Raw genomic sequence first — 22,027 nt, 5'->3', positions numbered from 1 at the left:
GGTCCCATGGACGTCCCGTGCGGCCGCCTGCGGCCGCGCACTAGGTTGGGAGCCCTCGCAACTTCCCGGAGGGACCCACCGTGACCACCCCGATCGACCCCACGACGACGAGCGCCTGGCAGGACCTGTCGGAGCACGAGTCGACGCTGACGCCGGACCTGCGCGGCTGGTTCGCCGCGGACCCGCAGCGCGCCCAGCGGCTCACGTTCCGCCTCGCGGACCTGCACGTCGACCTGTCGAAGAACCTCGTGACCGACGAGACGCTCGCGCTGCTCGTCCGCCTCGCCGAGGAGACCGGGGTCGCCGACCGCCTTCAGGCGATGCTGCGCGGCGAGCACATCAACGTCACCGAGGACCGCGCGGTGCTGCACACCGCGCTGCGCCGCCCGGCCGGGGCCTCGCCCGCGCTCGTCGTCGACGGCCAGGACGTCGACACCGACGTGCAGGCCGAGCTCGAGAAGGTCTACGCGTTCGCCGACAAGGTCCGCTCGGGTGCGTGGACGGGCGTGACCGGCAAGCGCGTCGAGACGGTCGTCAACATCGGCATCGGCGGCTCGGACCTCGGCCCGGTCATGGTCTACGAGGCGCTCAAGCCGTACGTGCAGGACGGGCTCGAGGTGCGGTTCGTCTCGAACATCGACCCGACCGACCTCGCGGAGAAGGTCAAGGGCCTCGACCCGACGACCACGCTGTTCATCGTCGCGTCCAAGACGTTCGGCACGCTCGAGACGCTGACCAACGCGCGCCTGGCGCGCGAGTGGCTGTGGCAGCAGCTCGCGGCCGCGGGCGCGATCGAGGACACCGACGAGGCGCGCACCGCCGCCGTCGCGCAGCACTTCGTCGCCGTGTCCACCGCGCTCGACAAGGTCGCGGCGTTCGGCATCGACCCGGCCAACGCGTTCGGGTTCTGGGACTGGGTCGGCGGGCGCTACTCGGTGGACTCGGCGATCGGCACGTCGGTCGCGATCGCGATCGGCCCGGACGCGTTCCGCGACTTCCTCGCGGGCTTCCACGCGGTCGACACGCACGTCGCGACGACGCCGTTCGCGCAGAACGTGCCGGTCCTCATGGGCCTGCTCAACATCTGGTACGTCAACTTCCTCGGCGCGCACACGCACGCGGTCCTCCCGTACGCGCAGTACCTGCACCGGTTCCCGGCGTACCTGCAGCAGCTCACCATGGAGTCGAACGGCAAGTCGGTGCGCTGGGACGGCGCGCCCGTCACGACCGACACGGGCGAGGTGTTCTGGGGCGAGCCCGGCACCAACGGCCAGCACGCGTTCTACCAGCTCATCCACCAGGGCACGCGCCTGATCCCGGCGGACTTCATCGCCGTGGCGAACCCCGCCCACCCGCTCCAGGACGGCGGCACGGACGTGCACGGCCTGTTCCTGGCGAACTTCTTCGCGCAGACCAAGGCGCTCGCGTTCGGCAAGACGGCCGACGAGGTGCGCGCCGAGGGCACCGACGAGGCGATCGTGCCGGCGCGCGTGTTCTCCGGGAACCGCCCGACGACGTCGATCCTCGCCGCGGCGCTCACGCCGTCGGTGCTGGGCCAGCTCATCGCGCTGTACGAGCACATCACGTTCGTGCAGGGCGTGGTCTGGGGCATCGACTCGTTCGACCAGTGGGGCGTCGAGCTGGGCAAGAAGCTCGCGCTCGAGATCGCCCCGGCGGTCGAGGGTGACGCCACGGCCCTGCAGTCCCAGGACCCGTCGACGAAGCACCTGATCGAGACGTACCTCTCGCTGCGCGACTGAGGTTCCGCCACCACGAACGGGTGGAGAAGCGCTCACCTCACGAGCGCTTCTCCACCCGTTGCTCAGTTCAGGGTGTGACGACGACCCGGCCCGTCGCGCCCTTCTCCGCGTCGGACATCACGTGCGTGACGAACGGGTACGTGCCGGCCTGCGGGAACGCCACCTCGACGAACCCGCCCTCGGCGGGCTGCAGCGCGAGCACCTGCGCACCACCCGTGCCGGTCGAGCCGCCGTCGCGCAGCGTGTACTCGCCCTCGCGGAACACGGTGCGGAACTGCCCGCCGACGACGTGGAACGCGCTGGGCCGGTTCGGTCCCGCGTCGAGCACCCAGAACCGCACGGTCTGCCCCGCGGTGGCCGTCAGCGGCCGGTCCCGGTACTGGTTCGCGTAGCCGTTGAGCACGACGAGGTCCGGGTCCTGCTCGGCGACGCGCGCCGCGTCGACCTCGCCGTCCTGCGGGCCGAGGTACAGCTCGGACTGCACGAGCGCGTACTGCGCGTCGACCGGCGCGAGCCCGTCGGGCTCGATGACGACCGCGCCGAACATCCCGTTGGCGATGTGCACCGACATCGGCATGGTCGAGCAGTGGTACATCCACACGCCCGACCGCTCGGCCGTGAACCCGTACGTGAGCGACTCGCCGGGCTGGATGGTGCGCATGACGTCGTCGGGGGCGAGCGCGCCGGCGTGGAAGTCGATCGAGTGGCCGATCGAGCCGTCGTTGACCAGCGTCACGACGAACCGGTCCCCGACGCGTCCGTGCAGCACGGGTCCCGGCGCCGTGCCACCGAACGTCCACAGCCGCTGCCGGACTCCGGGCGCGACCTCGCGCACGACCTCCTGCACCGTGAGCGTGACGTGGTGGGTCACCGGCCCCTCGTCGGGACCGAGCGGCTCGAGCGCCGCGTCGCGCGCGACGAACCCGTCGTCAGGCGCCGCCATGAGGTCCAGCAGGTCCGCGGCCGAGCCCGTCGCGCCCGACCCCGCGTCGTCGCCGTACGTGCCGTCGCCGTGCGTGCCGTCGTCGCCGTGCGTGCCGTGGTCGCCGTGCGCGGGGATCTCCTGCGGCCCGTCCTGCGGAGCCGCGACCTCGGCCTCACCGGTCACGACGACGTCCAGGGTCATGCCCATGAGCCGGTGCCCCGCCACCGAGCACCACGCGTCGAGCGCGGCCCCGACGACGCCCACGTCGACCCGCGCGGACTCCCCGGGCGCGAGCCGCCCGCTCGTCGCGCCGTTCGCGACGACCAGGTCGTGCACGTCGTCGTCGACGTTGGTCACCTCGATCACGAGCCGGTCCCCCGCGGGGACCTCGACCCGCGCGGGGACGAACCGCATGTCGTGCGCCTCGACACGGACCGTCGTCGTCCGCCCGCTCGCGACGACGTCGCCCGAGCCCGCCCCGACCGCGGCCGCGGTGGGGATTCCGGCCGCGGGCGGGTCGGTCGCGACGCCGACGACGAGCGCGAGCGCGAGCGCACCCACCCCGACCGCGAGCGCACCGGAGCGGTGGCGAGGGCCCGGCGCGGCGGCCTCGGACGCGACCTTCGCGGACGGCGAGCCGGCGGACGGTTCGCGTGCGGCCCGGCGCGCGACGACGACGGCACGCACCGCGAGCACGACGAACGCGGCGAGCGCGCCCAGCACGACCATCGACACGACGACGCGCACCGAGCTGGGCACCGGGGCGCAGAACAGCAGGAGCCCGCCGTTGACCAGGACGAGCCGGACCACGCCGCCGCGCTCGAGCTCGGCCGCGGTGCGCCGCGCCGTCGCCGGGCCACCGCCCAGCACGACGGGCAGCAGGTGCGACAGCGCGCCGAGCAGCACCTGCGCGGCGAACCCGACGGCGAACGGCGCGACGAGCCCGCGCACGCGGTCGGCGGCGACGTCCCAGCCGGGTGCGGCCGCGACGACCGCGCCGAACGCGACGAGCGACCCGACGAGCCACAGCACGGACGCCGCGAGCGACCCGGGCGCATACGTCGGCGGGACGTAGACGGGTGCCGTGCGCACGGGGAAGTCGCGGGCGGCGTTCGCGGCGACGACCGGGACCGCCTGACGGTGCTGCCGCCACATCACCGCGCCGACGAACGCGGCACCGACGGCCACGGCGACGGACCCGACGGGCACGAGGGCCTGCAGCCCGCTCGCCGCCCCGGCCACGAGCACCGCGAGCCCGGCGAGCACCACGGGCAGCGCACGGCGCGCGGCACGCTCGTCGGCCTCCTCGATGCGCGCGTGCGTCACCGTGGGCCACAGGACCATGAGCGTGCCGAGCACGGTCGTCGCGACCCAGCCGACGAGCGTGAGGACGACGTGCGCGACGTACAGGCGTCCGTGCGCGACGTCCGACAGCGCGCCGCGCGCGAGCACGACGCCGCACGCGACACCGAGCGGCAACGTGAGACCTGCGGCCACGTACCACCGCACCAGCGGGCGGAAGCGGGTGGGCAGCGCGCCGCGCATCTGCCGCACGAGCACGACGGCCTGCGTGAGCCCGGCGGCGCCGACGAGCACGCCGCCCGGGACGACGAGCGCGAACGCGGGCAGCGCGAGCCCCGCGACGACGAGGAGCGCCCCGACGGTGTGCGCCGCGAGCCGCACGGTCAGCCCGCGCCGGCCGCCGGGCGCGGGTGAGCGCAGCAGCGTGTCGGCGAAGTGCTGGCTCCACAGCAGGATCGCGGTGCTCACGGCGCCGAGCAGCAGCAGGTGCACCATGAGCCACTGCGACGCGGGCACCCAGCGATGCGCGACGGTGAGCGCCGCGGCCGCGGCGAGCCAGACGAGGACCAGGGCGTTGGCCCGCACGTGCCAGGTGGCGCGCGTCATGCCACGACCTCCAGCCGGTTCGCCGCCGTGGGCGACGGGGGTGCTGCTGCGGGTGGCTCGGCGCGCTGGTCGCGACCCGGCCGGGCCGGTGCGCCGAGCAGCACGCTCGTGACCGCGACGACCACGAACGCGAGGACCGCGACGACGTTGCCGACCCCGCCGACCTGCACGACGACCGCGGCGTCGCGCGCGTCGCCGACCACGCGCAGCGCGAGCGTCACGTGCAGCAGCGCGAGCGGCGCGTACATCGCGGGTCGGTACGGCAGCGGCCGGCGCAGCACCGCGGGCAGGATCACGGGCGCGTGCGCCATGACCATCGACATGACGAACCCGAGGAACACGGCGTGCAGGAGCGCGTCGTAGCGCGCCCCGCTCGTCGTCGGACCGGCGACGAGCCACAGGCCGCCGGCCACGGCGAGCCAGGCGAACGACGCGAGCATCGCGACCGCCATGTAGCGCGGCAGCCCGGTGCCGCGCACGGTCCGCCGCGCGACGTCGAACCGTGCGAGCAGCGCCACGATCCCGACGAGCGCCGCCCCGAGCACGGCGGTGCCGACACCCGGCCAGACGAGCGCGAGCGCCGCGCCGCCGACGAGCGCGCACGCCCCGCCGACGATGCCGCGCTCGGCGAGCGGCGCCACAGGGACGATCCGCATGAGCTCGAGCCGCTCCCCGACGACCGTGAGGACGAGGAACGCGACGAGCCACGGCGCGAGGTAGGGCACGGGCACGTCCGCGGCCCACAGGACCGCCGCGCCGACGGCGCCCAGCGCCCCGAGCCCCTGCACCGCGATGGCGGCGTCGGCCCGCCGCCGCCAGGCCGCGCCGTACAGCGCGACCAGCACGGCGGCCCCGACGACGAGGCACGCGCGGGCGGCCACGAGCGGTGCGGGCGCGACGAGCAGGAGTCCGCCGAGCCCCAGCAGCCCCGGTGCGGCCCACGCCCAGGGGCGGGCTCGCTCGTCGGTGCCGCCGGGTGCGAGCGCGACGGCACGCTCGAGCGCGACGAGCGTGCCGACGAAGCCCAGGACCATGAGCGGACCGTGGACGTCCGCGAGCCGGTCGGACGGGACGGGCGCGGGCAGGCCGAGGAGCGTGAGCGCGGCGTCGAGGCCCGCGAGCATCGCGACCCCCGCGGGCAGCAGCAGGGCCAGGCGCACGCCGGGGCCCGTGCGTCGTGACGTCTTTTCCACGACAGGACCGTAGTTAACCCGCTCCCCCGGACGCGCGGGACCGAGGTCCTGCCCGTCCCCCCGGGAGCGTGGCCCGATACTGACGACATGCCGGCACCCCGACGCACCCCCGCGGAGCGCACGCTCGCCGCGGCGAGCCGCGTCGACCTGCTGCGCATCCTGCAGCGCGGCGGGTCGCACACCGTCGGCGCGCTCGCCGCCGCGACCGGGCTGCACGAGAACACGACGCGCGAGCACCTCGCGCGTCTCGTCGCCGACGGTTACGCGGTGCGCGCGCCCGAGAGCCGCACCGTGCGCGGGCGGCCGCGCATGCTCTACCGCATCGCGTCGCCCGACGACGCGCGCAGCGACCCGATCGCGATGGGGCGGCTCGAGGAGTCGATCGCGCACGTCGCGCTCACCAAGGTGCTGATCAGCGGGTTCGGCCGCGACCTCGGCCCCACGCGGGACGCCGCCCGCTCGGCCGGTCGCGCGCTCACCGCTCCCGGAGGAGTCCTGGAACCTTCCCTCGACGTCGGGTCCGACGTCGACGACGAGACCGCGACCGCCGCCGAGCAGCGGCAGCTCGACGCGCTCGAGGGCCACCTCGACCGCCTCGGGTTCGACCCCGAGCGCGACGACGAGGCGCTGCGCGTCGACCTGTGGCGCTGCCCGTTCCTCGAGCTCGCGCGCGAGCGCCCGGACGTCGTGTGCAGCGTGCACCTGGGCCTGGCGAGCGGCGTCCTCGACACGGTGGGCGGACCGCTGACGGCCGAGCGGCTGCGCCCGTTCGTCGGCCGGGAGCACTGCGTGCTCGAGCTGCGGCGCGCCGACGGGTCCGTCCCGAGGCGCTGACGTCGACCAGGGCCGTAGGTCCCCTTTTCCACGACCGAGGCCGTGACAACCTCGTCGGCGACACACCGTTCCCGCCACCCCGGAGGTCGCCATGACCACGCAGGACGTCGACATCCTCCCCAGCGCCCCCGAGCCCGCGGGAGAGCCGCACTCGTGCGGCTGCGGCGGTCACGACGAGGCCGACCCCGTCCTGGACGTGCGCGCGATCCCGCACGCCATCCGGCACGCGACCGTCTTCGGCGCGTTCGAGGCGATCGCCCCGGGGAGCTCGCTCGTGCTCGTCGCGCCGCACCTGCCGCGCCCGCTGCTCGCGCAGCTCGCCGAGCGTGCGCACATCGACACCGAGGTGCTCGTCGACGGCCCCGAGGCGTGGACGGTGCGCATCACGCGCCGCGCCTGATCCCTCGGCGCGTGCCCACGGGGTCCGGGCGGCGCCTCAGAGCAGGGGTGACACGAGCCGTGTCACGTTCTGCTCGGGGTCGCCGCCCGGGCTCGGCTCGGTGACGTACTCCTCCCAGAAGTCGCCGCGGCCCTGGACGTCCTGCTCGCGGCACCACGCGGCGACCTCGCCCCAGGCGTCCGCCATCCTGTCGTAGGACCCCTGGTAGGTGCCGACCACGGCGGGTCCGCCCGGCACGGTGAGGAGCTCGACGCCGTCAAGCACCGCCGACGGCGGCGCGGGGAACCCCACGGCGATGTCGATCGTGTCGGTCGGCGCGTCCGCGAACCAGCCGACGGCCGGCCCCAGGGGCGTCACACCGGCCGCGCCGAGCGCCTCGGCGACCTGCCGGAAGGCGCGGTCGTAGAACGCCGGGAGCGCGTCCATCCGCACCCGCTCGCGGACCGCTGCGAGCGTCGCCGTCGCGAGCTCGACCTGCTCGATGTCCATGGCACCTCCCCGTCGCCGCGCACCGTCTCGCGCACCCTCTCGCGCCCGGGACGGGCGCGCCACCGGTGCCGGCGCCGGGCACGCCGCGGCGTGTGCCAACCTGGGGACATGGCGGAGGTGGTGCGGGCGCGCGTCGACGCGTGGTGCTGGGCCGTGCGCCTGTTCCCGACGAGGTCCGCGGCGGGTGCCGCGTGCCGTGCCGGCCACGTGCGGGTCAACGGCGAGCGCGCGAAGCCCGCGACGATCGTCGTGCCGGGCGACGAGGTGCACGTGCGCGGCGGTGAGCGCGAGCGGATCGTCGAGGTACGCCGGACCGTCGTCAAGCGCGTGGGCGCCGCGGTCGCCGTGGAGTGCTACCTCGACCGCTCCCCCGCGCCCGTCCCGAAGGCGCAGGTCGCGCTGGCCGGGGTGCGCGACCGCGGCGCCGGGCGTCCGACGAAGCGCGACCGTCGCCGGCTCGACCGCCTGCGCGGCCGCGCCTGACACGCACTCAGTCCTGCTCGAGGTCCCGAGCGAGGCCCCGCTCGAGGTCCCGCTCGAGGCCCGGCAGCCGCGCGATGAGCCCCTGCGCGTCGACCGGCGCGCGGACCTTGGTGTCGTTGTCGAAGTAGACGAACACGTCCCGCCCGCCGAGCGCGGGCGGCGCCGGTGGACCGAGCCGGCGCGCGTCGTCGGGCTCGCCGCCCGCCGCCCACGTGCGGACGCGGCGCGCCCACCGGTCGAGCGCGGCGTCGTCGTACCCCGACGTGTAGAGCTCGGTGTCGCCGTGCAGCCGCACGTACACGAGGTCCGCGGTGACGTCCTCGATCACCGGCCACCGGCCCGCGGTGTCCGCGACCACGAGCCCGATGCCGTGCGCGCGGGCCAGCGCGACGAACGCGGGGTCCTCGAACGACGGGTGCCGCACCTCGAGCACGTGGCGCACGGGGCGGTCGGCGTCGGTCGTCGTCCACGCGCGGTCGTCGAGCCGCTCGTCGTGCTGCGCGGCGAGGGCCGCCGCAGCCTCGGTGCTGCGCGGCAGCAGGTCGAAGAACGCCGCGAGCCGGTCCGCGTCGTAGCCGAGGGTCGGCGGGAGCTGCCACAGGACGGGACCGAGCCGCGGCCCGAGCGCCAGCACGCCCGAGGCGAAGAAGTTCGCGAGGGGCGTCCGCACGTCCGCGAGCTTCTTGAGGTGCGTGACGAACCGCGGACCCTTGACCGAGAACACGAAGTCCGCCGGCACCTGCTGCGCCCACGCCTGGTAGCTCTCGGGGCGTTGCAGCGCGTAGAACGAGCCGTTGACCTCGATGCTCGTCATGCGCTGCGCGGCGTACTCCAGCTCCGCGCGCTGCCGCAGGCCGCGCGGGTAGAACACGCCGCGCCACGGCGCGTACCGCCAGCCCGAGATCCCGATGCGCACTGCCACGCGCCCAGCCTGCCGTCCCGCCCCGAGATCGGCAGGCCGGGCGCGTGCCGACGCGTCAGGACCCCGTGCAGGTCACCGACGTCGCCTCGGGTGCCCCCGTGCCCTGGAACCCGACGTCCGTCGACGCCGAGGCGGGCAGGCCGGCGTTCCACGCGGCGGGCGTGAAGGTCACCGTCGAACCGGACTGGACCACCTGCGAGCTCCACGCGTTCGCGACCTGACCGTCGGGCAGGGTCGCCGTGACCGTCCACGACGTGAGGGCCGACGAGCCGGCGGTCACGCGCACGCCGACGACGAACCCGCCGGGCCAGCGGCTCTGCACCGTCCAGGTCGCGGTGCAGCCCTTCGTCGGCGGCGGGGTGGGTGTCGCGGTCGGCGTGGGCGACGGGGACGTGCTCGGCGCCGAGATCGTCGGCGCCGGGGTGGGCTCGTACGACGGCGGGACCGTCGTGGTCGTCGTCGGCTCGGGCGTGCTGCCGGTCAGCACCGCGGCGAGCGGCGCGTACCAGCGGTCCGCCATCTTCGCGATGCCGTCCTCGTCGGGGTGCACGCCGTCGTACGTGTCGACCGCCGGGTCCCAGCCCGTCCAGTGGTCGACGACGGTCACGGGCGAGCGCGACGTCGACAGGCCCGCCGCCCAGGCCGGGATCGCCTGGTTCAACGCGACCGTGCGCGCGGGGCACTCGGCGCACGTCGCGGGCGCCACGGGGATGATCTGCGCGACCAGCACCACCATGTCGGGGTTGTTCGCGCGCATCTGGTCCACGAGCGTCGTGTAGGCCGCGAGGATCTCGGTCGTCGAGCGGTTCGACCACACGTCGTTCGTCCCGAAGTGCATGAGCACCACGTCGGGGTCGGTCTGGTCGAGCCAGCCGACGAGCTCCCCCTGCGCGGCGACGTTCGTGACGAGAAAGCCGCCGTGGCCCTCGTTCTCGCCGTCGTACGCGAAGCCGCAGCCCTCACCGGGCAGTGTCCCGACGAAGTCGGTGTCCGTGATCCCCGCGGCCTGCAGCCGCTGCCACAGCAGCGCGCGCCAGCAGCCCGGCGACCCGGTGATCGAGTCGCCCAGCGCCATGATGCGCACCGGGTCCGCCGCGCTGCCCGCGGGTGCGGTCGCCACCAGCCCCAGCACCGCCGCCAGCGCGCCGACCGCGAGCGCGGCGAGCGTGCTCGCGAGCCGCCGCGGGGCCGCGGACGTCGTCGTCCGAGTGGTTCGCATGGTCTCCTCCGGCTGTCGGGCCCGCCCCGTCGCGGGCGTCGCGTCGAACCGCCTCGCCGCGTCCGCATCCGCGTCCGGTCCTGCAGGGCACGTTCCCGCACCTCCTTCGATGAACGACATTCGTCGAATCGCTTAACCGCGCGCCGAGCACGCCTGCCGGACACGCCGACCAGGGACGAAGGTCCCGGGTAGGCTGGCCCGCATGAGCGAACCCGTCCTGCAGCGTCGTGACGACGACCGTTCCGGCTCCGCCGAGCGTGCGGTCACCGTCTTCTTCACGTTCCTGCTGTTCTTCGCCGGCCTCGCGCTGTTCGCGGTCGCGTTCTCGGTGGCCGACGCCGCGAAGGCCTGGGTGTTCTTCGGCGGCATCGCCGCGGTGAGCCTCGCGTTCGCCATCCCCACGACGATCGTGCCGGCCCTCGAGGACCGCTGACCGTCACCCCGCACGTCCTCCAGCGCCGAGAGCCGCCGCCCGTCCCCCGGGCGGCGGCTCTCGTGGTTCCACCCGCATCGCACGCGACGACCCGGGTGTGTGTGACCTTCGACTCACGCCGGGCCTGACCTGCGCTCCTAGCGTCGACCCCAAGAGCACCTCACCTCTCGGGGGAGAACGTGGACACCGCCGCCCGCACCGCACGAGCCCGCACCATCGCCGCCGCCGAGGGCGGGTCGCCCGCCCGGCCCGGGTCCACACCACCACGACGGCTCCGCGCGCTCGCGCTGCTCGCCCTGCCGCTGCTGCTGGCCGGCTGCGGCGGGCAGGCGTCGACCGGTGAGGGGACGACCCACGGCGGCGAGGCGAGCCTCGCGCTGCCCGACCTGAGCCAGGTCACCGTCCTCGGCGGGATGTCCGGGCGTGCGCTGCTGGGCCTCGGGCTCGTCGTGTGCGTCATGGGCCTCGCGATGGGCGTGGCGACGTACCTGCAGATGCGCAGGCTCGAGGTGCACGCGTCGATGCGTGAGGTCTCCGAGCTCATCTACTCGACCTGCAAGGCGTACCTGTCGCAGCAGGGCAAGTTCCTCGTCGTGCTGTGGGCGTTCATCGCCGCGGTCATCGTCGTGTACTACAAGGTCCTCGTCGGGTTCGGCTGGGGACGCGTCGCCGTGGTGATCGCGTTCAGCCTCGTCGGCATGGCGGGGTCGTACTCGGTCGCGTGGTTCGGCATCCGCGTCAACACGCTCGCGAACAGCCGCGTCGCGTTCGCGAGCCTGCGCGGCAAGCCTCTGCCGCTGCACCGCATGCCGCTCAAGGCCGGCATGTCGATCGGCATGGTGCTCATCAGCCTCGAGCTGCTGATGATGCTGGTCATCCTGATGTTCCTGCCGCGCGAGATCGCGGGCGCGTGCTTCATCGGGTTCGCGATCGGCGAGTCGCTCGGCGCGAGCGCGCTGCGCATCGCGGGCGGCATCTTCACCAAGATCGCCGACATCGGCTCCGACCTCATGAAGATCGTCTTCAAGATCAAGGAGGACGACGCGCGCAACCCCGGTGTGATCGCCGACTGCACGGGCGACAACGCGGGCGACTCGGTCGGCCCGTCCGCCGACGGCTTCGAGACGTACGGCGTCACCGGCGTCGCGCTCGTGACGTTCGTGCTGCTGGGCGTGCACGACCCGGCGGTGCAGGCGAGCCTGCTCGTCTGGATCTTCGTCGTGCGTGCCGTGATGATCGTCGCGTCCGCCGCGTCCTACCAGCTCAACGACCTGTGGACCGCGCGCCGCTACCGCGACGCCGAGCGCATGGACTTCGAGCGGCCGCTGTCGAACCTCGTGTGGCTCACGTCGGCCGCGTGCATCGTCGCGACGTTCCTGACGACGTGGTTCGTGCTCGCGGACACCGCGGCCGCCGACCAGTGGTGGAAGCTCGCGACGATCATCTCGTGCGGCACGCTCGCCGGCGCGCTCATCCCCGAGCTCGTCAAGGCGTTCACGTCGACCGGCTCGAAGCACACGCGTGAGGTCGTGAAGTCCTCCCGTCAGGGAGGCCCGTCGCTCAACATCCTGTCCGGGCTCGTCGCGGGCAACTTCTCCGCGTACTGGCTGGGCATCGCGATCGTCGGGCTCATGGGCGGCGCCTACCTCATGAGCGAGCAGGGCCTCGGTGACCTCATGGTCGCGCCCGCGGTGTTCGCGTTCGGCCTCGTCGCGTTCGGCTTCCTCGGCATGGGCCCGGTGACCATCGCGGTCGACTCCTACGGTCCCGTGACCGACAACGCGCAGAGCGTCTACGAGCTGTCGGTGATCGAGGACATCGAGGACATCGACGCCGAGCTCGAGCGCGACTACGGCTTCGAGCCGCAGTGGGAGCGCGGCAAGCTCATGCTCGAGGAGAACGACGGCGCCGGGAACACGTTCAAGGCGACCGCGAAGCCCGTGCTCATCGGCACGGCCGTGGTCGGCGCGACCACCATGATCTTCTCGATCATCATGGGCCTCACCGCGGGCCTGACCGACGGCGTCGAGAAGCTCTCGCTGCTGCACCCGCCGTTCCTGCTCGGCCTCATCACCGGTGGCGCGGTGATCTTCTGGTTCACCGGCGCCTCGATCCAGGCCGTCACCACGGGTGCGCACCGCGCGGTCGAGTTCATCAAGACCACCATCAAGCTCGACGGCGTCACCAAGGCGTCCGAGGCCGACTCGCGCCGCGTCGTGGAGATCTGCACGCAGTACGCGCAGCAGGGCATGCTCACGATGTTCCTGGGCGTGTTCTTCGCGACCCTGGCGTTCGCGTTCGTCGAGCCGTACTTCTTCATCGGCTACCTGGTGTCCATCGCGACGTTCGGCCTCTACCAGGCGATCTTCATGGCGAACGCCGGCGGCGCCTGGGACAACGCGAAGAAGATCGTCGAGACGGACCTGCACGCCAAGGGCACCGCGCTGCACGACGCGACGATCGTCGGCGACACCGTGGGCGACCCGTACAAGGACACGTCGTCCGTCGCGCTCAACCCCGTCATCAAGTTCACGACGCTGTTCGGCCTGCTCGCCGTGGACCTCGCGGTGTCGCTCACCGACGAGGGCCGGGGCACGCTCGTCGTGAGCCTCGCCGCGGTGTTCTTCGTGGTCTCCGCGTACTTCGTGCACCGCTCGTTCTACGGCATGCGGATCCGTACGTCGCTCGAGGACGACGACGAGGGTGCCCGCCCCGCGCCCGTCGACGAGCCCCCGGCCGACGAGAGCACCACCGGGCCCGCCGCGTCCGAGGTCCCGGCGCAAGGCCGCCCGCTGGACGACGAGCTGCCCACCACGAAGGAGGCGACCGTCTCATGAGCACGCGCATCGCGGTCCGCTACCGCGACGTCCTCGTCGACCCCGACGGCCACGTCGCCGGCCACGACGCGGGAGCGACGCTCGTGCGCCGGCTCCTGCGGGTGTTCCCCGGCTCGGTGCTCGTGGGCGACGGGCCCCGCCGCTGCGACGGGTTCGACGTCCTGCCGCTCGAGTTCCTCGACGCGAGCGACACCGTCGTCATCAACATGGACGTCGTCGACTCCGCCGCGGTCTGGCGCACGCTCGCCCGCTCCGGAACCGCCCGGACCGGCACCGAGCCGCGCGTCATGAACTTCGTGTGGTGGACCACCTCGCAGTTCACGCACCCGGTCGACCGCGCGTGCCTCGGCCTGTCGTGCGCGTTGTTCCCCACGTTCGCCAACTCCGAGCGCACCGCGACGGAGATCCGGGAGATCGTCGGGCAGTGGACGGTCCAGCAGCTCGCCGAGCAGGCGCGCATCGGGTGGGTCAACCTCGGCATCCGGCTCGAGCACGTGCACCCGCGGCACGAGCCCGAGGTCCCCGTGGTCCTCTACCCCGCGATCTGGCTGTCGGAGCGCAAGCAGCCGCAGGTGTTCGTCGACGTCGTCGAACGCGTGCACAAGCGCGTGCCGCTGCGTGTCGAGGCACGCCTCGTCGAGTCGCACCTGGTGTCCGAGGAGGCCATGCGCCTGTCTCGGCACGACTGGGTGTGGCTCGGCCCGCTCACCGCGAGCCGCGACGACTACTGGGAGGCGCTCTCGCACACCACCGCGTTCCTCGCGACCGCGACCGACGAGTCCTACGGCCTCGAGTACGTCGAGGCGCTCGTCGCGGGCGCGGTGGGTGTGTTCCCCGACCGGCCCTGGGCGCGCGCGCTGCTTCCCTCGTCGTACCCGCTGCTCTACCGGACCACCGCCGAGGCCGAGTCGATGCTCGAACGCGCACTCACCGACACCGCGGCCGTACGCCGCGAGCTCGACGACGCCGCGGGCGGCTCGTTCCAGGAGTGGCTGCGCGCACGCCACGACGACGACGCGTTCGACCACGCGGTCGTCGAGCACGTCGAGCGCTGGTTCAGCTGACGCGTCCGTCCGCGCCGACGACGGCGGCGACGTCACGCACGAGTCGGGCACGCGCGACCGTCGTCTCCGGCCTCGGGTCGTCGAGCGCGAGGAGGACCACGCGGTCGTCACCGACGCTGAGCGCCGCGAGCAGGTCCTCATGCCGGGCGACGCGTTCGCGCACGGCGGGCAGCCAGCCCGGTTCGGCCTGCCCGCGACCGCTGACCCACGCAGGGGTCACGAGCATCGAGTCGGCAGCGGTGCCGATCGGCACGCACACGCGCGCCGCGCCCGTGGGCGCGGGGGTGACGACGACCTCGCGGCGCCGACGAGCGCGGTGCGACCCCGGCAGCGCGCGCAGCACCCACGTCTCGCAGCGCACCGGCACGCCCGCGACCGGGAGGTGGAGCCTGCCGCGCGCGGCCTCGACCTGCCACCCGCGGGGAAGTGCGAGTGCCGTGTCGCGCGGGTCGGCGGCACCGTCGGGATCGAGGCCCGCGCCGCGCCACGTCCGCGCGAACGCGGCGCGCGCGGACGCCACACGGGCGTGCGCCGCGCCGACGCCCGCGACCCGCTGCCACAGCGCACCGACCACGACGCCGACGACGAGGACGGCCGCGACCGCGACCTGCCGCGCGGGGGCCCGGACCAGACCCGCGGCCGCGCAGCACCCCGCGATCGTCGCGACGGCGGTCACGGGCAGCACCGCGCCGGCCGCGGTCCACGTGCGGCGCCCCGGGCCGGCCCGCAGCCGCGCGAACCGGTCCGCGAGGACGCCTGCCAGGTCCTCCGTAGCCACGCCCGCGAGGGTAACGGACGACGTGCGCGGGATGTCCCCCTCCACGCGCGCTCACGGGTCTACCCCGTGGGCGTCGGGACGAGCGGGAGCAGCCAGTCACGGAGCTCGGGTTCGAGCGTGCGCACGTAGCTCGCGGTCACGTGGCTCACGTCGCGCCACACCAGCACGCCGCCGACGATCGCGGGGCACGTCCCGTCGGGGCACACGTGCGCGGTGAGGTCGAGCAGCGGGACGTCGGCCGCGGCCGCGGCGGCGCGCTGCTGCGCGAGCCCCGAGCGTCGCTCGGGCACGTCGCTCGGGACGCTGCACTCGGTGGCCCACGTGCCCTCGTGCCGAGCGACGCACTCGGGCACGTCGATGCCGACCCACGGGGTGTCCCCCACGACGAGGACCGTGATCCCCGCGTCGGCCAGCGTGCGCCAGGTGTCCTGCAGACCGGCGACCGCGACCTCGTCGCCCGCGGCCCCGGTGAGCCGGGAGCCGTCGTCGGCCGCGACCTCGACCTGGTTGTTGCTCGTCACGACGACGTCCGGTGGGTCGGCGAGCAGGTGCTCGACCACCGCGGCGTTCCACTGCGTGCACTGCGTGTACGGGCCGTCGACCGTGCCGAGCCACGTGGGCGCCGACGTCAGCGCGCAGCTGCCCTTGGTGTACGTGTCGAGGCGCCAGCCCTGCTCGCGCGCGATCGCGGCGAGCGGCGGCTGCCACTGCCCCGCGTGCGAGTCGCCGACGAGCGCGACGACCGTGCTCGCGTCCTCGTCGCCGAACGTGCACGCCGCGGGATCGGTGCCCAGCGCGTTCTGGTGGCAGTCGCCGGCGTAGAGGTCGGCGACGTCGAGCGTCGCGTCCGCGAGCGCCGGCACGAGCCTGCGCAGGTCGGTGGCCTGGTCCGGTCCGGTCCACGTGCCGTCCCGCAGGACCGCGGCTCCGGGTGCGGAGTGGTCGGGAGCGGCTGCGACGGCACGCAGCAGCAGGCCCGCCGCCAGGACGCCGACGAGCGTGCACACGACGCCGAGCACCGCCGAACGTCCCGCGCTCGCGCGCAGGCGCGCGGACGTGTGCAGCGGCTTCTCGACGAGCACGTAGGACGCGACCGCGGGCAGCACCGAGAGCGCCACGGCCACCACGAGCAGGCTCGTCGGCGGCGGTCCGTCGGTCAGGCTCGTCGCGAGCACGACCGCGGGCCAGTGCCACAGGTACAGCGAGTAGGACGTCGCGCCCACGGGCTGCAGCACGCGTGCGGTCAGGGGACGCAGGCCGGGACCGACGAGGCCCGCGGCCAGGACCAGGACCGTCCCGCCGACCGGCGGGAGCGCCGCGACCCCGGGGAACGGCGTCGAGCCGTTCAGCGTGAACGCCGCGACGGCGACGAGCGCGAGCCCGCACCATCCGCCGGCCAGGAGCACGCGCTGCGGCAGGCGCGTGACGCGGTGCGTGAGCAGCGCGAGCAGGGCGCCCGCGGCGAGCTCCCAGGCGCGCGTCGTCGTGACGAAGTACGCGCGCGACGGGTCCGCCACGGTCAGCGCGACCGACCACGCGAGCGACGCCGCACCGATCGCGGCGACGCCCAGCACGAGGCCCCGCCGCGAGGCCGGGCGCCCGCGCAGACGCGCGAGCGCCACGAGCGCGACCACGAGCAGGGGCCACACGACGTAGAACTGCTCCTCGACCGCGAGCGACCAGAAGTGCTGCACCGGGCTGGCCGCGGCGTCCTGCGCGAGGTAGTCGACCGAACGGTCCGCGAGCCGCCAGTTGACGACGTACAGCGACGTCGCGACCACGTCACCCGCGACGTCGCGCCAGCGCGTCACCGGCAGCCACACCGTGGTCGCGACGACGACGGTGACGAGCGTCAGCGCCGCGGCCGGCAGCAGGCGGCGCGCACGCCGCGCGTAGAACCTCCCGAGCCGCAGGCGGCCCGTGCGCGCGACCTCGTCGGCCACGAGCCCCGTGATGAGGAAGCCCGAGACGACGAAGAACACGTCGACCCCGACGAACCCGCCCGGCACCGGGAGCCCCGCGTGGAACGCGAGGACCAGCAGCACCGCGACCGCACGCAGCCCCTGGACGTCGCGCCGGAAGCCCTGCCGGGCGCCCGCGGGGGCACCCGGTGAGGCAGGCTCGCGTACCGCCGGGCGCGGGGCGGCCTCGGCGAGCGTGAGCGGCTGGGGAGCGGGCACCCGGGGACCCTAGCCCCGCGCGGCGGGGTGCCGCACGGTGAGACGACGCACCGCGGGGGCCGGACCGCACGTCGGCGCGGGAGACAATGGCGGCCGTCGTCGACCCTGGGAGACCCCGATGCCCGACCGCATGAACGTCGAGTCCTTCAACCTGGACCACCGCACCGTCGCGGCGCCCTACGTGCGCCTCGCGGACACCAAGGTGCTGCCCGCAGGCGACGTCATCGAGAAGTACGACGTGCGCTTCACGCAGCCCAACGTCGCGCACCTCGAGATGCCGACCATCCACTCGCTCGAGCACCTCGTCGCCGAGCACTCGCGCAACCACACGGACCGGGTGATCGACTTCTCCCCCATGGGCTGCCAGACCGGCTTCTACCTCACGCTCGCCGGGCGCTGGGAGTACGACGAGGTGCTCGACCTCGTCGAGGCGACGCTGCGCGACGTCCTGGACGCGACCGAGGTGCCCGCCGCCAACGAGGTGCAGTGCGGCTGGGGCGCCAACCACACGCTGAGCGGGGCGCAGGACGCCGCGCGGGAGTTTCTCGCGCACCGCGCCGAGTGGTCGACGGTGACCGCGTGAGCGCACGGCTCGACGCGGTCGTCGTCGTCGCGATGCCCGTCGAGGCGCAGGCGTTCGTCGACGCGGCCGACGAGGTCGGCGGCTCGATGCTGGCCCCCGGCGGCGGCGAGCACACGTCGCTGCGGCTCGGCGGACGGCGGGTGCTGCTCGTGCGCGCCGGCATCGGGCTGGTCAACGCCGCGTCCGCCGCGGCCGTCGCGCTCGCCGCGCACCGCACGCGCGTGCTCGTGAGCGGCGGCAGCGCGGGCGGGCTCGGCGCGGGCGTGCGGGTGGGCGACGTCGTCGTCGGCGACGAGCACACGCACTCCGGTGCCGACGCGCGCGCGTTCGGCTACGCGCTCGGCCAGGTGCCCGGCATGCCCGCGACGTACCCGGCCGACGAGGAGCTCCGTGACCGCGCGCTCGCCGCGGCCGGCACGCTGCCCGCGTGGCCGGTCGAGCCCGGCGTGCGCGTGCTGCGCGGCGACGTGGTCTCGGGCGACGTGTTCGTCGACGCCGAGCGGGTCGCGGGCGTGCGCGCCGCGTTCCCCGCGGCGCTGGCGACCGACATGGAGTCCGCCGCGCTCGCGCAGGTCGCGCACCTGTTCGGCGTGCCGTTCCTGTCCGTGCGCGGCATCAGCGACCTGTGCAGCCCCGTCGAGGCCGGCGAGTTCACCACGCACGTCGACGACGCCGCGGACCGTTCCGCGGCCGTCGTGCGCGAGCTGCTCCGCTCGCTGCCCGCCGACTCCTGACGGCTCGCGGACCGGCGCCGCCTCAGCGGCGCCGGTTCGCGAGCGCGGCGTCGATCGCCGGGTCCCCGAGCCGACCGAGCCACTCCAGCAGATCGGGATAGGTCGACGGGTTCGACGCGAGGTGCACCCGCAGCTCGGGTGCCTGCGCGGCGATCGCGGCGAGCACCTCGAGGTCCGTGGCCGGGTCGCTCGCCTGCGCGGCCGTGAACGGGTGCGCGGGCGCCACGGGCGGGACGGCGGCGACAGGCGCGGCGACGGGCGCGGCCACCGGCGGCTCCCCCACCGGCTCGACGTCGGCGTACTCGTCGAACCAGGTCGGCTCCTCCTCCGGCAGAGGCTCCGCCTCGGGCACGGGCTCCGCCTCGGGCACGGGCTGGGCGACCTCTCCGACGCCCGCGACGTCCGGCTCCGTGCGCTGCAGCGGGACCGTCGGGGTGGGCTCGGGCGCCGCGGGGTCCGCGACCGCGGGCAGCGACCCCGTGGGCGGGGTCGAGCGCGGGTGCGTCAGCTCGTCGACCTGCTCGGGCACGGGCGCCGCCACCGGCTCGGCGACCGGCGTGGGCTCGGCGACGGGTACCACCGGCGCGGACGCCTGCGTGGGGACCCCCGTGGGCACCGGGTGCGCGAACGACGGCTGCGACTCACCGGTCCACGGCTCGCGCACGGCCCCGCCGTGCACGGCGTACCACGCCCGCACCGGGGCGGGGCCGAGCAGCGCGACGGCGGCGAGCACGGGCAGCCCGAAGGCCACGAGCAGGAGGGTCAGGTCGACCGTGCCGATGTCGCGCGCGTGGTCCTCGCCCGTGAGCGCGAGGACCACGATCCCGAGCGCGGCGACCACGACGGTCGCGACGATCGCCGCCGGTCGGCCCGCGGCCGGGTCGCCCGTGTGCACGGTCCGGGCCACGAACGCCGCGAGCCCCGCCAGGAGCAGCACGACGACGGCCACCACGCGCCAGCCCTCGATCCCGGCACCGGTCGTCCCGGACGTCACGACGACCAGCAGCTGCACGAGCGCCGAGCCGGCCGCGACCGCGACGACGGACAGCCACGACCGCTCGGCCACGCCGAACCACTCGCGCTCGGGCGGCGCGACGGGCCGCACGAGCCGCGGCCACACGGGGAACAGGATCACCGCGCCAGCGGCGGGAAGCACGACGTAGCCGACGTGCCCGGACGCGACCGACGCCGCGGTGTGGAAGCCGGAGCCGGGCTGCTCGCCGTGGTACGGGCCGTAGAACACGAACCAGACGGTGGCGGTGATCGCGACCGCCAGCAGCACCCACCGCCACGGCGCGGAGTGCCGCACGACGAGCAGGAGGGGCAGCCCCACGACCACCGTCACCAGCACGATCCCGACGAACGAGGCCAGCGCGAGACCCCACCCGCCGTCGACCCGCAGCAGGAGGTCGAGGTTCGTCGTGAGCTCGGCGAGGCTCAGGACCTGCAGCGCGACCGCCACGGCCAGCAGGGCGACGAGCGCGCGGCGCGTCCAGGCCGTGACGGCCTCGACCGTGCGCGCGCTGCCGAGCTCGGCGACCCGCGGTCCCGCGGCGACCGCGACGCCCGCGAGACCGACCGCGACCGCGGGACCGATGCCGCCGGGGACGACCTCCCCCACGACCTGCTCGCGGAACGCGACACCCGTGTCGAGCACGAGGTACACGGCCACCAGCAGCACGTACGGCAGGTTCGCGAGCGCCCGCGCACCGAGCACCGTGCGGTTGGTCCAACCGCGCGGCAGCGCCCCGAACCGTGCGAGGTAGAACAGCGAGAGCGACAGCATCGAGACGACCGTGACGAGGACGACCTCGATGCGCTCGCCCGCGGTGTACCGGTAGTCCCACCCGAGCCCGAGGCTGATGAGCAGCAGGAGAAGCGCGAGGGCGTCGGTCAGGTAGTCGCGCACGGGGACGCTCGCGAACGCGCTCGGGCGCTTGGCGGGCGGCGGCGGGTAGCCGCCCTGGGCGTACGGGTGCCCGCCGGGCTGCTCGTCCGGGCTGCTCATCGTCGCGCTCCTTCGTCGTCCTCGCGGGCGGGTGCCGACGTGACTGTAGCCGCCTAGCCGTGCGCGGGTGCCCGGTTCGTCCGGTTCACGCCCGATCGGCCGACCGCCCGGCGGTCAGGTCCGGTCCGGGTCCCGGCTCAGGCGCGACGTTCGAGGAGGACGGCGACCTCGTAGTGCGTGGTCTGCGGGAACATGTCGAACACGCGCGCCTCGCGCACCGCGAACGAGCCCATCGCGGCCAGGTCGCGCGCGAGCGAGACCGCGTTGCACGACGAGTAGACGACGCGCCGCACGCCCGAACCCTCGAGCCAGTCCGCGAGCACCGGACCGATACCGCGCCGCGGCGGGTTGACCACGACGAGGTCCGGCGGCGCGTCCTGCGCGAGCGCCCACGCGGTCGCGTCCGCCGCGACGAACGTCGCGCTCCGGCCGAGCTCGGCCGCGGTGGCGCGCGCGCTCGCGACCGCCTCCTCGCTCGTCTCGACGCCGACGACGTGCGGCGCGCGCACGTGCAGCGCGAACCCGCCGACCCCGCAGTACAGGTCCCACACGCTCGTCGGCGCCGCGGCCTGCACCCACGCGGCCGCCTGGCGGTACAGCGCGGCGGTGACCTCGGTGTTCGTCTGGAAGAACGAGCGCGGGCGCAGGTGCAGCGCGACGCCGTCGACGTCCATCGTGAGCGCCTGCCGCTCGGTGAGCGGCAGCTCCAGGTCGCCTTCCAGCACGGCCCTGTGCTCCGGCAGGACGTTGACGCTCGCGACCGCGAGGGACGGCAGCTCCGCCAGCAGGCTCGGCAGGTGCTTGCGGATGCGCGCGACCGCCTCCTGCGAGCGCAGCACCAGGCGCATCATGAGGCGTCCGTCGGGGGCGCGCGTGAGCAGGACGTGCTTGAGCTCGCCGCGCCGGGCCGGCACGTCGTACGGCTCGATCGCGGCCCGGGTCACGAACCGGGCGACCGCGGGGAACGCCGCGCGCAGCTCGTCGGGGTACAGGCCGCAGCCCTGCAGGTCCACGCCGCGGCCGGCGGCGTCGAGGATGCCCAGCGTCGGGTGCTCGACCGTGCCCGCGACGACCATCTTGGCCTTGTTGCGGAAGCCGGACTCGGTGCTCGCGACCGCAGGGAGCCATCGGGTCTCGGGGTGGTCGGCGAGCAGGCCGCGCGCGTGGGCCTCCTTGGCGGCGAGCTGCTCGTCGTACGGGCGTCCCATCCAGCCGCAGGACCGGCACAGCCCCGCGTCGAAGTAGGAGCACTGCACGTCCACAGGGTACGGGCCCGC

Annotated in this window: 18 protein-coding genes; 9 read left to right on the top strand and 9 right to left on the bottom strand. The window is 74.6% G+C overall.

Annotated elements, in window-relative coordinates:
- Positions 1–80 precede the first annotated feature (80 nt).
- The gene (pgi, locus tag F1D97_RS09005) at positions 81–1,760 is read left to right on the top strand and encodes a glucose-6-phosphate isomerase (protein ID WP_236120198.1); all 1,680 of its coding nucleotides are present in this window, start codon (positions 81–83) and stop codon (positions 1,758–1,760) included.
- 67 nt (positions 1,761–1,827) lie between these two features.
- Here the strand turns inward: pgi and F1D97_RS09000 are convergent, their stop codons facing one another.
- Complete coding sequence (locus F1D97_RS09000) at positions 1,828–4,593, bottom strand: multicopper oxidase domain-containing protein (protein WP_236120197.1); 2,766 nt, start codon at positions 4,591–4,593, stop codon at positions 1,828–1,830.
- Positions 4,590–5,786, bottom strand: coding sequence for a hypothetical protein (locus tag F1D97_RS08995; protein WP_236120196.1), 1,197 nt, complete (start codon positions 5,784–5,786; stop codon positions 4,590–4,592). The genes F1D97_RS09000 and F1D97_RS08995 overlap by 4 nt, the downstream gene beginning before the upstream one ends.
- 87 nt (positions 5,787–5,873) lie before the next feature.
- On the opposite strand from F1D97_RS08995, the gene F1D97_RS08990 reads away from it, so the two are divergent.
- Both F1D97_RS08990 and F1D97_RS08985 read left to right on the top strand, forming a co-directional pair.
- Positions 5,874–6,620 carry a helix-turn-helix transcriptional regulator gene (locus F1D97_RS08990; protein WP_236120195.1) on the top strand — a complete coding sequence of 249 codons (747 nt, stop codon included), beginning with the start codon at positions 5,874–5,876 and terminating at the stop codon, positions 6,618–6,620.
- 91 nt (positions 6,621–6,711) lie between these two features.
- Complete coding sequence (locus tag F1D97_RS08985) at positions 6,712–7,020, top strand: DUF2249 domain-containing protein (RefSeq protein WP_236120194.1); 309 nt, start codon at positions 6,712–6,714, stop codon at positions 7,018–7,020.
- A 36-nt stretch (positions 7,021–7,056) separates the two neighbouring features.
- Here F1D97_RS08985 and F1D97_RS08980 read toward each other — a convergent pair whose 3' ends face one another.
- Positions 7,057–7,509, bottom strand: a complete 453-nt coding sequence (locus F1D97_RS08980) for a GyrI-like domain-containing protein (RefSeq protein WP_236120193.1) — start codon at positions 7,507–7,509, stop codon at positions 7,057–7,059.
- 108 nt (positions 7,510–7,617) lie between these two features.
- On the opposite strand from F1D97_RS08980, the gene F1D97_RS08975 reads away from it, so the two are divergent.
- The gene (locus F1D97_RS08975) at positions 7,618–7,992 is read left to right on the top strand and encodes an RNA-binding S4 domain-containing protein (RefSeq protein ID WP_236120192.1); all 375 of its coding nucleotides are present in this window, start codon (positions 7,618–7,620) and stop codon (positions 7,990–7,992) included.
- Between the two features lie 7 nt (positions 7,993–7,999).
- On the opposite strand, the gene F1D97_RS08970 is transcribed toward F1D97_RS08975, so the two are convergent.
- The gene (locus F1D97_RS08970) at positions 8,000–8,914 is read right to left on the bottom strand and encodes a DUF72 domain-containing protein (protein ID WP_236120191.1); all 915 of its coding nucleotides are present in this window, start codon (positions 8,912–8,914) and stop codon (positions 8,000–8,002) included.
- Positions 8,915–8,969: 55 nt separating this feature from the next.
- Positions 8,970–10,133, bottom strand: a complete 1,164-nt coding sequence (locus F1D97_RS08965; protein ID WP_236120190.1) for a GDSL-type esterase/lipase family protein — start codon at positions 10,131–10,133, stop codon at positions 8,970–8,972.
- 202 nt (positions 10,134–10,335) lie between these two features.
- Between F1D97_RS08965 and F1D97_RS08960 the strand changes: the two genes are divergently transcribed.
- The 3 genes from F1D97_RS08960 to F1D97_RS08950 all read left to right on the top strand — a co-directional run bounded on the left by F1D97_RS08960 (position 10,336) and on the right by F1D97_RS08950 (position 14,467).
- Complete coding sequence (locus tag F1D97_RS08960; RefSeq protein ID WP_236120189.1) at positions 10,336–10,566, top strand: hypothetical protein; 231 nt, start codon at positions 10,336–10,338, stop codon at positions 10,564–10,566.
- Positions 10,567–10,745: 179 nt separating this feature from the next.
- Complete coding sequence (locus F1D97_RS08955) at positions 10,746–13,403, top strand: sodium-translocating pyrophosphatase (RefSeq protein WP_236120188.1); 2,658 nt, start codon at positions 10,746–10,748, stop codon at positions 13,401–13,403.
- Positions 13,400–14,467: a glycosyltransferase family 1 protein gene (locus F1D97_RS08950; protein WP_236120187.1), complete on the top strand. Its 1,068-nt coding sequence runs from the start codon at positions 13,400–13,402 to the stop codon at positions 14,465–14,467. Before F1D97_RS08955 ends, F1D97_RS08950 begins: the two co-directional genes overlap by 4 nt.
- On the opposite strand, the gene F1D97_RS08945 is transcribed toward F1D97_RS08950, so the two are convergent.
- Positions 14,460–15,245, bottom strand: coding sequence for a hypothetical protein (locus tag F1D97_RS08945; RefSeq protein WP_236120186.1), 786 nt, complete (start codon positions 15,243–15,245; stop codon positions 14,460–14,462). The two genes, F1D97_RS08950 and F1D97_RS08945, sit on opposite strands and share 8 nt — an antisense overlap.
- A gap of 59 nt (positions 15,246–15,304) precedes the next feature.
- The gene (locus F1D97_RS08940) at positions 15,305–17,425 is read right to left on the bottom strand and encodes an acyltransferase family protein (RefSeq protein ID WP_236120185.1); all 2,121 of its coding nucleotides are present in this window, start codon (positions 17,423–17,425) and stop codon (positions 15,305–15,307) included.
- Between the two features lie 118 nt (positions 17,426–17,543).
- On the opposite strand from F1D97_RS08940, the gene F1D97_RS08935 reads away from it, so the two are divergent.
- Entirely contained in the window at positions 17,544–18,008 is a 465-nt protein-coding gene (locus tag F1D97_RS08935) for an S-ribosylhomocysteine lyase (RefSeq protein ID WP_236120184.1), read from the top strand.
- Positions 18,005–18,742 carry a 5'-methylthioadenosine/S-adenosylhomocysteine nucleosidase gene (gene mtnN, locus F1D97_RS08930; protein WP_236120183.1) on the top strand — a complete coding sequence of 246 codons (738 nt, stop codon included), beginning with the start codon at positions 18,005–18,007 and terminating at the stop codon, positions 18,740–18,742. The genes F1D97_RS08935 and mtnN overlap by 4 nt, the downstream gene beginning before the upstream one ends.
- Positions 18,743–18,764: 22 nt before the next feature.
- Here the strand turns inward: mtnN and F1D97_RS08925 are convergent, their stop codons facing one another.
- Positions 18,765–20,750, bottom strand: coding sequence for a DUF7937 domain-containing protein (locus F1D97_RS08925; RefSeq protein WP_236120182.1), 1,986 nt, complete (start codon positions 20,748–20,750; stop codon positions 18,765–18,767).
- A 137-nt stretch (positions 20,751–20,887) separates the two neighbouring features.
- Positions 20,888–22,006 (bottom strand): 23S rRNA (uracil(747)-C(5))-methyltransferase RlmC, encoded by a 1,119-nt coding sequence (gene rlmC, locus F1D97_RS08920; protein WP_236120181.1) that lies wholly within the window; start codon positions 22,004–22,006, stop codon positions 20,888–20,890.
- Between the last annotated feature and the right edge of the window lie 21 nt (positions 22,007–22,027).

Source organism: Cellulomonas palmilytica (assembly GCF_021590045.1).
Taxonomy (GTDB): Bacteria; Actinomycetota; Actinomycetes; order Actinomycetales; family Cellulomonadaceae; genus Cellulomonas; species Cellulomonas palmilytica.
The sequence above is the reverse complement of the archived record's forward strand: the minus strand, read 5'-3'. Positions and strand labels throughout refer to the sequence as shown.

Coding starts and splice junctions, on each gene's coding strand:
- F1D97_RS09000 (WP_236120197.1), bottom strand. CDS start 4,593: ATGACGCGCGCCACCTGGCACGTGCGGGCCAACGCCCTGGTCCTCGTC.
- F1D97_RS08990 (WP_236120195.1), top strand. CDS start 5,874: ATGCCGGCACCCCGACGCACCCCCGCGGAGCGCACGCTCGCCGCGGCG.
- F1D97_RS08985 (WP_236120194.1), top strand. CDS start 6,712: ATGACCACGCAGGACGTCGACATCCTCCCCAGCGCCCCCGAGCCCGCG.
- F1D97_RS08980 (WP_236120193.1), bottom strand. CDS start 7,509: ATGGACATCGAGCAGGTCGAGCTCGCGACGGCGACGCTCGCAGCGGTC.
- F1D97_RS08975 (WP_236120192.1), top strand. CDS start 7,618: ATGGCGGAGGTGGTGCGGGCGCGCGTCGACGCGTGGTGCTGGGCCGTG.
- F1D97_RS08965 (WP_236120190.1), bottom strand. CDS start 10,133: ATGCGAACCACTCGGACGACGACGTCCGCGGCCCCGCGGCGGCTCGCG.
- F1D97_RS08960 (WP_236120189.1), top strand. CDS start 10,336: ATGAGCGAACCCGTCCTGCAGCGTCGTGACGACGACCGTTCCGGCTCC.
- F1D97_RS08950 (WP_236120187.1), top strand. CDS start 13,400: ATGAGCACGCGCATCGCGGTCCGCTACCGCGACGTCCTCGTCGACCCC.
- F1D97_RS08935 (WP_236120184.1), top strand. CDS start 17,544: ATGCCCGACCGCATGAACGTCGAGTCCTTCAACCTGGACCACCGCACC.
- F1D97_RS08925 (WP_236120182.1), bottom strand. CDS start 20,750: ATGAGCAGCCCGGACGAGCAGCCCGGCGGGCACCCGTACGCCCAGGGC.